The following is a 9,990-nucleotide window of genomic DNA, read 5'->3' as shown; positions in this document are numbered from 1 at the left end:
CCCTTTTGTACTTGCCCGAGCTCCCGCCCGGCCCCCTGGTCGCCGTGGCTTCGCCCGGGGGGCCTTTGTGTTAAGTCGGTCCAGCATGGGGACACAATGGCGGGATGGGGCCGGATCCTGCTGTTGCCGATGTTCGGCGGGCTGTGCGGGGGGCGCTTGCCGGGGTTGAAGCCGGGGCGCTTGTGCTGGTGGCGTGTAGTGGGGGGGCTGATTCGCTGGCGCTGGCCGCGTGTTTGGGGTTTGTGGCGCCTCGGTTGGGGCTGAGGGCGGGGTTGCTTACCGTCGATCATGGGTTGCAGGCCGGGTCGGGGGATCGTGCGAGGGAATTGGTGCAGCTTGCGCCGACGCTGGGGCTGGATCCGGCGGAAGTTCTGAGTGTGAGCGTGGGACGGGACGGTGGTCCTGAGGCCGCCGCTCGGGATGCGCGGTACAAGGCGCTGGACGCGGCCGCGGAAAGATTGGGCGCGGCAGTCGTCCTGCTCGGGCACACGCTCAACGATCAAGCGGAGACCGTGCTCATGCGGCTCGCCCGGGGCAGCGGCAGCCGGTCCCTCGCGGGGATGCCCGAGCGGTTCGGGCGGTATCGGCGGCCGTTGCTGGGCGTTAGCCGTACCCGGACTGAGCAGGCTTGTGAGGCTTTGGGGCTGGCGCCCTGGAAAGACCCGCACAACGCCGACCAGGCGTACACGAGGGCGCGGGTGCGGGGGGAGGCGCTGCCGGTGCTGGAGAGGACGCTGGGGCCGGGGATAGCGGAGGCGCTGGCGAGGACGGCGCGGTTGTGCCGGGATGACGCGGACGCGCTGGACGACTGGGCGGACTCGGCTTATGCGGAGGCGCGGGGCCTGGGCGCGGGGTTGGACGTAGGAGTGCTCGAAGGGTTGCCCGGGGCCGTGCGGCGGCGGGTGATTCAGCGGGCGGCGGTGGACGCGGGGGCGCCGGCGAGCGCGCTGGCGGCCGTGCACATCGAGGAGGTGGAGCGGCTGGTCACGCAGTGGCACGGCCAGCGGGCGGTGGACCTGCCCGGGGGGGTCGGGGTAGTGCGGCGATATGGCACCCTGATATTCGCCAGCAACCTCTCGTAAGGAACCGCAGGTGGATGCAGCCGACATGGGCAGAGATCTGTCCAACGTCCTCATTTCCGAAGACGAGCTCCAGACCAAGATCAAGGAACTTGCCGGCCAGATCGACGCGGACTACGCCGGGAAGGACCTGCTGATCGTCGGGGTCCTCAAAGGCGCCGTCATGATCATGGCAGACCTGGCCAGGGCGCTGCACATACCCGTCCAGATGGACTGGATGGCCGTGTCGTCCTATGGCGCGGGCACCAAGTCATCCGGCGTCGTCAGAGTCCTCAAGGATCTTGACACCGACATCGCCAACCGCCACGTTCTCGTGGTCGAAGACATCATCGACTCGGGACTCACCCTGTCCTGGCTGCTCAACAACCTGCAGTCCCGCAACCCGGCCTCGGCCGAGATCTGCGCGCTGCTTCGCAAGCCAGACGCGGTCAAGGTCCCCATCGATGTGAAATACGTAGGTTTCGATATCCCCAGCGAGTTCGTCATCGGCTACGGCCTGGACTACGCGGAGCGGTACCGGAACCTCCCGTTCATAGGCACGCTCGCCCCCCATGTCTACGGCGGCGAGTAAGCCCTGAGCGAAGTACCCCACCAAAGGCGCGTTATTTGCTCCCAGGTCGGGGAACACGACGATCCCTGACGTACGTTGGAAGGCAATACCGGGCCTGGCCGGGCGGTGACCCTGTGCGGTCAGGTCGGTGTACCTTCTGATAGCGCAGGGACAGCTCTGGGTAGTCAGTTGACGCGGCTGAAGGTGCCGCGACCCCCTTCTCACAAGGGGGGCCAGGCCTTATTAGTCAGGGAAGGGACGGGCCCGCCAGGGTTCCGCATCGGATGGATCTGAAGCGATTTACACGTGGGCCACTGCTGTGGATCCTGGGCATCGTCGTGCTCCTCCTGCTGGTCACTACGATGTTCAGTGGTGACGGCAACTACACGGCGGCGGACACGTCCCAGGCGATGGAGCAGATCCAGGCCGGTAACGTCCAGAACGCGAAAGTCATCGACAAGGAGCAGCGCATCGAGCTGACCCTCGTCCATGACATCAAGGCGGGTAAGGACGCCAAGCTGACCAAGCGCATCCAGGCCCCCTGGGTGACCGGTCAGGGCGTGGAGCTGGTCAACCAGCTTGCCACGCAGAAGAAGGCGGGCAGCGTCAAGGGTGGCTTCACCGTCGACGTGCCGAGGGAGAACTTCCTCGTCAGCCTGCTGGTGAGCTTCCTCCCGATCGTGATCATCGTCCTCATCTTCCTGTTCATCATGAACCAGATGCAGGGCGGCGGCTCCCGGGTGATGAACTTCGGGAAGTCCAAGGCCAAGCTGATCACCAAAGACACCCCCAAGACCACATTCGCCGACGTGGCGGGCGCCGACGAGGCCATCGAGGAACTCCAGGAGATCAAGGAGTTCTTGCAGGCCCCGGCCAAGTTCCAGGCCATCGGCGCGAAGATCCCCAAGGGCGTTTTGCTGTACGGTCCGCCCGGCACCGGTAAGACGCTGCTCGCCAGGGCGGTCGCCGGTGAGGCCGGGGTGCCGTTCTACTCGATCTCGGGTTCCGACTTCGTGGAGATGTTCGTCGGTGTCGGCGCCTCCCGGGTCCGCGACCTGTTCGAGCAGGCCAAGGCGAACGCTCCGGCGATCATCTTCATCGACGAGATCGACGCGGTGGGCCGCCACCGTGGCGCCGGTCTCGGCGGCGGGCACGACGAGCGCGAGCAGACGCTGAACCAGCTGCTGGTCGAGATGGACGGCTTCGACGTCAAGGGCGGCGTGATCCTGATCGCCGCGACCAACCGGCCCGACATCCTGGACCCGGCGCTGCTGCGTCCCGGCCGTTTCGACCGCCAGGTCACCGTGGACCGCCCGGACCTGGAGGGCCGCAAGGGCATCCTCAAGGTGCACGGCCGCGGCAAGCCGTTCGCGGAGGGCGTCGATCTGGACGTCATCGCCCGGCGCACCCCCGGTTTCACCGGCGCCGACCTGGCCAACGTGATCAACGAGGCGGCGCTGCTGACCGCCCGTAACGACCAGAAGCTGATCACGATGGAGATCCTCGAGGAGTCCATCGACCGGGTGATGGCCGGACCGGAGCGCAAGTCCCGGGTCATGTCCGACCAGGAGAAGAAGATCATCGCGTACCACGAGGGCGGTCACGCCCTGGTGGCGCACGCGCTGCCCAACTCCGACCCGGTTCACAAGATCACGATTTTGTCCCGCGGCCGCGCCCTCGGTTACACGATGACGCTGCCCATGGAGGACAAGTTCCTGGCCACCCGCTCGGAGATGAACGACCAGCTGGCCATGCTGCTCGGCGGCAGGACCGCGGAGGAGCTCGTCTTCCACGAGCCCACCACCGGCGCCTCCAACGACATCGAGAAGGCGACCGCGATCGCCCGCCGTATGGTCACCGAGTACGGCATGAGCGAGAAGCTTGGCGCGCGCAAGTTCGGCTCCGGCAACGGCGAGGTCTTCCTCGGCCGGGAGATGGGCCACGAGCGCGACTACTCCGAGCAGATCGCCTCCACGATCGACGACGAGGTCCGCCGCCTGATCGAGGCGGGCCACGACACGGCCTGGGAGATCCTGGTCGAGTATCGGGACGTGCTGGACAACCTGGTCCTGGAGCTGATGGAGAAGGAGACCCTCTCCCGCGACCAGGTCCTGGAGATCTTCGCCCCGATCGTGACCAAGGAGAAGCGCCCGTCGTATGCGGGATACGGCAAGCGCCTGCCCTCCGACCGCCCGCCGGTCACCACGCCCAAGGAACTGGCCAACGGCAGCAACGGCTCCCCGGCCGCGCTGCCCGCCGCCAGCAACATGTCACCGCAGCCCTCGACTCCGAAGCCTTCCACTCCTCCGAAGAGCGACGAGGCGTAGCAAGTGCGGGTAGATCACGCCCGGATCGAGCGGGCCGTTCGAGAGCTCCTTCTCGCCATCGGGGAGGACCCCAACCGCGACGGCCTGCTCGACACCCCGGCGCGGGTCGCCCGGGCGTATGCCGAGCAGTTCGCGGGCCTGGGCCAGGCCCCGGAGGACGTGCTCACCACGGTCTTCGACGCCGGCCACGACGAGATGGTGCTGGTCCGCGACATCGAGGTCTACAGCACCTGCGAACATCACCTGGTCCCGTTCCACGGGGTCGCCCACGTGGGCTACATCCCGAACGAGAAGGGCCAGGTGACCGGCCTGAGCAAACTGGCCAGGCTGGTGGATGTGTACGCACGCCGCCCCCAGGTCCAGGAGCGCATGACCTCCCAGATCGCGGACGCGCTGATGGACGTGCTCCAGCCGCGCGGCACGATCGTGGTGGTCGAGGCCGAGCACATGTGCATGACCATGCGCGGGGTCCGCAAACCAGGCGCGAAAACGATCACCTCGGCCGTTCGCGGCATCTTCCGCGACGACGACAAGACCCGCGCCGAGGCGATGTCCCTGATCAACGCCCGCTGATCACGGGAATTAACCGGAAACCCGTCCCATAGCCGCCGATCCGGCTGTCCGGATCACGACTTTCTAATTAATATCCGGAGGCCGTACCCGCGCGACTGACGGCGGCGGGGGAGCGCCTAGGCTTGGGCACGTGAGGAGCGAGAGATGACCACCGGGACCGTGCCGGGGCTGCCCGATCCAGGGCGCTGTCTCGTCATGGGTGTGGTCAATGTCACTCCGGACTCCTTCTCCGACGGCGGCCGCTGGTTCGACGTGGACGCGGCGATCGCGCACGGGCTCGACCTGGTGGCCGACGGCGCCGACATCGTCGACGTGGGCGGCGAATCCACCCGCCCGGGAGCGGCCAGGGTCTCGCTGGACGAGGAGCTGCGCCGGATCGAACCGGTGATCAGGATTCTCAGCCAGGAGGGTGTCACGGTCAGCGTGGACACCATGCGCGCCGAGGTGGCCGAGATGGCCGTCCAGGCGGGGGCCCGGCTGGTCAACGACGTGAGTGGCGGTCTGGCCGACCCGGTGATGCCGCGGGTGGTGGCCGCGGCGGGCGTGCCGTATGTGGTGATGCACTGGCGCGGGCACAGCCGGGACATGGAGAGCCGGGCCATCTACGCCGACGTGGTCACCGAGGTGTGCGAGGAGCTGCGCAAGCGGGTGGACTCGGTGCTGGCCGAAGGGGTGCGCGTCGAGCAGATCATCCTGGACCCCGGCCTGGGCTTCTCCAAACATCCCGAGCACAACTGGGGGCTCTTGGCCGGGATGGCGCGCCTGCGTGAGCTGGGACACCCGTTGATCATCGGGGCGTCCCGGAAGCGGTTCCTCGGGCGGCTGCTCGCCGACTCTGACGGTGAACCCAGACCGTTCGACCAGAGCGACGACGCGACCCTGGCGGTCACGGCGCTCGCCGCCCGGGACGGCGCCTGGTGCGTCCGGGTGCACGACGTCAGGCCCAACGCGGACGCGGTGCGGGTCGCCGCGGTGTGGAGGGCGGCCACAGATCCGCGACCGGCGAGGGACGCAGATGAAGGACGTTGAGGATGTCAATCAGGCGTTCTACGCCGCGATTGAGAGCGCCGATCTGGATCGGATGTCCGAGATCTGGGTGGAGGACGCCGGAAACCGGGTGGCGATGTGCGTGCATCCGGGGTGGCCGCTGCTGAGCGGCCGGTCCGAGGTGCTCCGGTCGTGGGCGCTGATCATGGCGAACACGCCGTACATCCAGTTCGTGCTGACCGACGTGAACACCACCGTGCTGGGGGACGTGGCCGTGCTCACCTGCGCGGAGAACATCCTGACCGCGGCCGACTCCGACGACACGGGCTTCGCGGCCGGGCGGGTGGTGGCGACCAACACCTACGTCAGGACGCCGACGGGCTGGCGGCTGTGGCACCACCATGGCTCACCGGTGCTGCAGACCGATGACGAGGAGGACGAGAACGATGGATAGCGTGGCCCTGCGGGGGGTCCGGGCGCGCGGGCGGCACGGCTGCCTGCCGGCGGAGCGGGAGCTCGGCCAGGAGTTCGTCGTGGACGCCACCCTCTTCCTCGACACCGCCCCGGCGGCGGCGAGCGACGACCTGGCCAAGACGGTCGACTACGGCGCGCTGGCCGGGGAGCTGGCGGCGATCGTGTCCGGCGAGCCGGTCAACCTGATCGAGACGCTGGCCGACCGGCTGGCGATGGCCTGCCTCCGCCACGAGCTGGTGGAGGAAGCCGAAATCCGGGTGCACAAGCCGGCCGCGCCGATCCCGGTGCCGTTCGCCGACGTGGTGGTGACCGTGCGGAGGTCCCGGCCGTGAGGGTCGTGCTCTCCCTCGGCAGCAATCTGGGCCGCCGGATGGAAAACCTGCAAGGCGCCGTGGACGCCCTGTTCGACGCGCCTGGCCTGGCTTTCGTGGCGGTCTCGCCGGTCTACGAGACCGACCCGGTGGGCGGTCCGGCCCAGGGGGCGTTCCTGAACGCGGTGGTGATCGCGGAGGGCATGCCGGAGCCGCGCTCGATCCTGGAACGCGCGCTGAGCATCGAGGACGCCTTCGGCCGGGAGCGGTCAGAACGCTGGGGCCCGCGCACCCTGGACGTGGATCTGATCATGGTGGGCGACCTGACCTGCGAAGGGCCGGAGCTGATCCTGCCGCATCCGCGCGCCCACGAGCGCGCGTTCGTGCTGGTCCCGTGGGCACAGGCGGATCGGGCCGCGACCCTGCCCGGGCGCGGCCTGGTGGCGGCCCTGCTCGCCGACCTCGACCAGAGCGGGGTACGGCTCCGCGCCGACCTCGCACTACAGCCCCCCGCCTAGGAGCAATCCCCGTGAAGCCCAGCAATCCTGGCATCCTGGTCGGCCTGATGGTCGTGTTCGCCATCCTCACCTGGGGCATGTTGAAGCAGGTCTACCACACGCTGCCCGCGCTGCCGTGGACGGCCATGCCGACCGTGCTCATCCTGGCGATCGGCGAGGGCTACACCGGGGTGCTGACCCGGGCGAGGATCGCCAGGAAGGAGGGCACCAAGCCGGTGGAGCCGCTGGCGGTGGCCCGCCTGGCCGCCCTGGCGAAGGCGACCGCCCACGCGGGCGCGGTGTTCGCGGGGATCTTCGGGGGATTCGTCATCCACACGCTGGAACTGATCGACGTGCCGGATCCCCGGCAGGACGCGTTCATCGCGGGCGGTTCCTTCGTGTGCTGCGTGCTGCTGATCTGCGCGGCGCTGTTCCTGGAGTTCTCCTGCCGGGTGCCGGACAAATCCAAACGGGACGGCGAGTAACACGCGCGTCAGGCCAGGTGGTGGCTGCCGGTGAAGTCGGCGGGGAGGGGCAGGAGCGGGACGGCGTGGCCCGCCGCCTGCTCGGGGGTGGTGTGCAGATGGCCAATCCGGCCGCCGGGGGGCAGCGGGCCCTCGAAGAAGAAGCCGAGCAGGGGGGAGTGGACGGCGAGGATGTCGTGCTCGTCGCCGGCGGGGGTGCACAGCAGGTCGCCGGGGCCCACATGGTAGGTGTGGCCGCCGCTCCAGACCGTCGCCTGACCGTTGATGACCAGCCAGTACTCCGCGCAGTCGTGGTGGTGGCGGTCGAAGTGGCCGCCCGCGGCGGGCATCCGGAAGATGCCCGCCGCGGTGAGGTCGGACCAGGCGGGCCGGTGGTCCCGCCAGCGGTCGCCCGCTCTGACGACCGTCATCAGGTTCTCGCCTGGAGCCACCTGGGGACGCCGCCCGGCTCGTGCAGGTGCAGGTCGGGGGCGCCTTCCAGGGCCTTCTCCTCCCCGCCGGGGGTGTAGGTGACGATCAGCCGCAGCGGGCGCCAGGTGCTGTTGTAGGTGGAGTGGTAGGCGCCCGCGGGGATGTGGACCGTGTCGCCTTCCCTGATGAGGAAGGGCTCGCCGTCGTCCACCATCTGCATGGCCTCCCCGGAGATCACATAGATGATCTCCTCGCTGCCGGGATGGTTGTGGCGGGCGTGGCCCTGGCCCGGGTTGACGATGACCTCGCCGAGCGTGCTGCCCGCGCCGGGGATGAGCGAAGGCGTGACGAACCACTTGATCGACCCCCAGTCGAAGGCCATGGTCGCCACTTTGTCCGGACTTGCCAGCATTTAGAGCTCCAGGTTCTTGAAGGATCGGACTTGTTCGGTGATCGCCACCTCGGTGGGCAGCCGCTCGATCGACGACGCGCCGAAGAAACCGGCCACGCCCTCGGTGTGGGACAGCACGTAGGCCGCGTCCGACGGCTCCGCGATCGGCCCGCCGTGGCACAGCACCAGCACATCGGGCCGGACGGCGACGGCCGCGTCCCGCATCGCCTGGACCCTGGTCACGGCCTCATCCAGGGTCAGCGCGGTCCCCGCGCCGATGCTCCCCTTGGTGGTCAGGCCCACATGCGGCACCAGCACGTCGGCCCCCGCCTCGGCCATCGCCGCCGCCTGGCCGGGGTCGAACACGTACGGCGCGGTGACCAGGTCGCGCTCGCGCGCCAGCCGTATCATCTCGATTTCCAGGTCGTAGCCCATGCCGGTCTCCTCCAGGTTCTGGCGGAAGACTCCGTCGTAGAGGCCGACGGTGGGGAAGTTCTGCACGCCCGCGAACCCCATGCTCCGCAGCTGGTCGAGGAAGCGCGGCATCACCCGGAACGGGTCGGTCCCGCACACCCCGGCCAGCACCGGCGTGTCCCGCACCACGGGCAGCACCTCGGCGGCCATCTCGACCACTATCTGGTTGGCATCCCCGTACGGCAGGAGCCCGGCCAGCGACCCGCGCCCGGCCATCCGGTAGCGCCCGGAGTTGTAGATGATGATCAGATCGACCCCGCCGGCCTCGGCGCACTTGGCGCTCAGCCCGGTCCCGGCCCCCGCGCCCACCACGGGCCTGCCCGCGTCGACGGTACGGCGAAGCCGGCCCAGAACCTCCTCGCGGTTCACGCCTTCCCCCCGATCAGCTCGTGCAGCCGCTCGGCCATGGCCCGGCCGAACTCCGGATCGTTGATGTGCAGGTCCAGCCGCTCGGCGCCGGGGAAGGCGGCCATGGCCTCGAACGCGGCCTCGTCGGCCTTCGGGTCGTGGAAGGGCATCCCCTCCGCGTCCAGCGCCGAGACGCCCTTCAGCGGGACGAACAGGGCGGCGGGGCCCTGGGCCGCCGCGAGCTTGGCGGCGAGGTGGCGGCCGAGCTCGGCCATCTCCTCGGCGGTGGTGCGCATCAACGTCACCGTGGGGTTGTGGACGTAGAGGTTCCTGGTGCCGAAGCGTTCGGGGACCGTGTCGCGGGGGCCGAAGTTGACCATGTCGAGGGCGCCGGGCGCGACCACCTGCGGCACGCCGCGCCGCCCCGCCGCCGTCAGCCGCTCCGGGCCCGCCGACAGGACGCCGCCGACCAGGTCGTCGGCCAGCTCGGTGGTGGTCAGGTCGAGCACCCCGGCCAGCATCCCGCTCTCGGCCAGGCCCTCCAGCGCCCGGCCGCCGGAGCCGGTGGCGTGGAAGACCAGCACCTCGTACCCGAGCTCGTCGAGCCGTTGCCTGGCCGCGTCGACCGCCGTGGTCGTGACGCCGAACATCGACGCCGCGACGAGCGGCCGGTCCGCGCCGCCCGCCTCCGGTCCGGGATCGGCGGCGGCCATGGCCGAGGCGGCTGCCGCCGCGTTGCCGAGGATGCGGCGAGAGACACGGTTGATGCCCGCGATGTCCACCACGCTGTGCATCAACGTGACGTCCTTCGCCCCGACATAGGGTGAGACGTCCCCCGAGGCCATCGTGGACACGATGAGCTTGGGCAGCCCGACCGGCAGATCCCGGACGGCTCGCGCCGCGATCGAGGAGCCGCCGCTGCCGCCCACCGCCAGCACCGCGCCCACCCGGCCCGCCGCGTGCAGCCCGGCCAGCACGGCCGCGGCCCCCTCGCCCATCGCGGTGACGGCGGCCCCCCGGTCGCCCGCCGCCCGCAGGGCCGCCACCCGCGCCCCCGCGGCCTCGGCCACCTGGTCGCTGGTG

The 9,990-nt window shown here is 69.6% G+C and carries 13 protein-coding genes; 9 read left to right on the top strand and 4 right to left on the bottom strand.

Features of this window, described 5'->3' with window-relative positions:
* Window positions 1–104 precede the first annotated feature (104 nt).
* The 9 genes from tilS (at window position 105) to Aple_RS50460 (ending at window position 7,283) form a co-directional block, all read left to right on the top strand.
* A complete protein-coding gene (gene tilS / locus Aple_RS50500) occupies window positions 105–1,082 on the top strand; it encodes a tRNA lysidine(34) synthetase TilS (protein WP_155351949.1) in 978 nt (325 codons plus the stop codon).
* Window positions 1,083–1,092: 10 nt separating this feature from the next.
* A complete protein-coding gene (gene hpt / locus Aple_RS50495; RefSeq protein ID WP_246265601.1) occupies window positions 1,093–1,650 on the top strand; it encodes a hypoxanthine phosphoribosyltransferase in 558 nt (185 codons plus the stop codon).
* Between the two features lie 263 nt (window positions 1,651–1,913).
* Entirely contained in the window at window positions 1,914–3,956 is a 2,043-nt protein-coding gene (ftsH, locus tag Aple_RS50490) for an ATP-dependent zinc metalloprotease FtsH (protein WP_155351948.1), read from the top strand.
* 3 nt (window positions 3,957–3,959) lie between these two features.
* A complete protein-coding gene (gene folE / locus Aple_RS50485) occupies window positions 3,960–4,529 on the top strand; it encodes a GTP cyclohydrolase I FolE (RefSeq protein WP_155351947.1) in 570 nt (189 codons plus the stop codon).
* Window positions 4,530–4,673: 144 nt separating this feature from the next.
* Window positions 4,674–5,558, top strand: a complete 885-nt coding sequence (gene folP / locus Aple_RS50480; protein ID WP_155351946.1) for a dihydropteroate synthase — start codon at window positions 4,674–4,676, stop codon at window positions 5,556–5,558.
* Window positions 5,545–5,970: a nuclear transport factor 2 family protein gene (locus Aple_RS50475; protein WP_155351945.1), complete on the top strand. Its 426-nt coding sequence runs from the start codon at window positions 5,545–5,547 to the stop codon at window positions 5,968–5,970. The genes folP and Aple_RS50475 overlap by 14 nt, the downstream gene beginning before the upstream one ends.
* Window positions 5,963–6,322, top strand: coding sequence for a dihydroneopterin aldolase (gene folB / locus Aple_RS50470; RefSeq protein WP_155351944.1), 360 nt, complete (start codon window positions 5,963–5,965; stop codon window positions 6,320–6,322). The genes Aple_RS50475 and folB overlap by 8 nt, the downstream gene beginning before the upstream one ends.
* The gene (gene folK / locus Aple_RS50465) at window positions 6,319–6,819 is read left to right on the top strand and encodes a 2-amino-4-hydroxy-6-hydroxymethyldihydropteridine diphosphokinase (RefSeq protein ID WP_155351943.1); all 501 of its coding nucleotides are present in this window, start codon (window positions 6,319–6,321) and stop codon (window positions 6,817–6,819) included. The genes folB and folK overlap by 4 nt, the downstream gene beginning before the upstream one ends.
* Window positions 6,820–6,830: 11 nt before the next feature.
* Window positions 6,831–7,283 (top strand): DUF3180 domain-containing protein, encoded by a 453-nt coding sequence (locus tag Aple_RS50460; protein WP_155351942.1) that lies wholly within the window; start codon window positions 6,831–6,833, stop codon window positions 7,281–7,283.
* Between the two features lie 8 nt (window positions 7,284–7,291).
* Here the strand turns inward: Aple_RS50460 and Aple_RS50455 are convergent, their stop codons facing one another.
* The 4 genes from Aple_RS50455 to Aple_RS50440 all read right to left on the bottom strand — a co-directional run.
* Window positions 7,292–7,693 (bottom strand): cupin domain-containing protein, encoded by a 402-nt coding sequence (locus Aple_RS50455; RefSeq protein WP_155351941.1) that lies wholly within the window; start codon window positions 7,691–7,693, stop codon window positions 7,292–7,294.
* Window positions 7,693–8,106, bottom strand: a complete 414-nt coding sequence (locus Aple_RS50450; protein WP_155351940.1) for a cupin domain-containing protein — start codon at window positions 8,104–8,106, stop codon at window positions 7,693–7,695. The genes Aple_RS50455 and Aple_RS50450 overlap by 1 nt, the downstream gene beginning before the upstream one ends.
* Window positions 8,107–8,928 carry a phosphoenolpyruvate hydrolase family protein gene (locus Aple_RS50445; RefSeq protein WP_155351939.1) on the bottom strand — a complete coding sequence of 274 codons (822 nt, stop codon included), beginning with the start codon at window positions 8,926–8,928 and terminating at the stop codon, window positions 8,107–8,109.
* Window positions 8,925–9,990: Tm-1-like ATP-binding domain-containing protein (locus Aple_RS50440; RefSeq protein ID WP_246265598.1), on the bottom strand; the 1,066-nt coding region annotated here is incomplete at its 5' end. The genes Aple_RS50445 and Aple_RS50440, both read right to left, overlap by 4 nt.

The sequence above is a fragment of the Acrocarpospora pleiomorpha genome, from assembly GCF_009687885.1.
Taxonomy (GTDB): domain Bacteria; phylum Actinomycetota; class Actinomycetes; order Streptosporangiales; family Streptosporangiaceae; genus Acrocarpospora; species Acrocarpospora pleiomorpha.
This window is presented reverse-complemented; position numbering and strand designations above follow the sequence as displayed.

Coding starts and splice junctions, on each gene's coding strand:
- folB (WP_155351944.1), top strand. CDS start 5,963: ATGGATAGCGTGGCCCTGCGGGGGGTCCGGGCGCGCGGGCGGCACGGC.
- folP (WP_155351946.1), top strand. CDS start 4,674: ATGACCACCGGGACCGTGCCGGGGCTGCCCGATCCAGGGCGCTGTCTC.
- Aple_RS50475 (WP_155351945.1), top strand. CDS start 5,545: ATGAAGGACGTTGAGGATGTCAATCAGGCGTTCTACGCCGCGATTGAG.
- Aple_RS50455 (WP_155351941.1), bottom strand. CDS start 7,693: ATGACGGTCGTCAGAGCGGGCGACCGCTGGCGGGACCACCGGCCCGCC.
- tilS (WP_155351949.1), top strand. CDS start 105: ATGGGGCCGGATCCTGCTGTTGCCGATGTTCGGCGGGCTGTGCGGGGG.
- ftsH (WP_155351948.1), top strand. CDS start 1,914: ATGGATCTGAAGCGATTTACACGTGGGCCACTGCTGTGGATCCTGGGC.
- Aple_RS50450 (WP_155351940.1), bottom strand. CDS start 8,106: ATGCTGGCAAGTCCGGACAAAGTGGCGACCATGGCCTTCGACTGGGGG.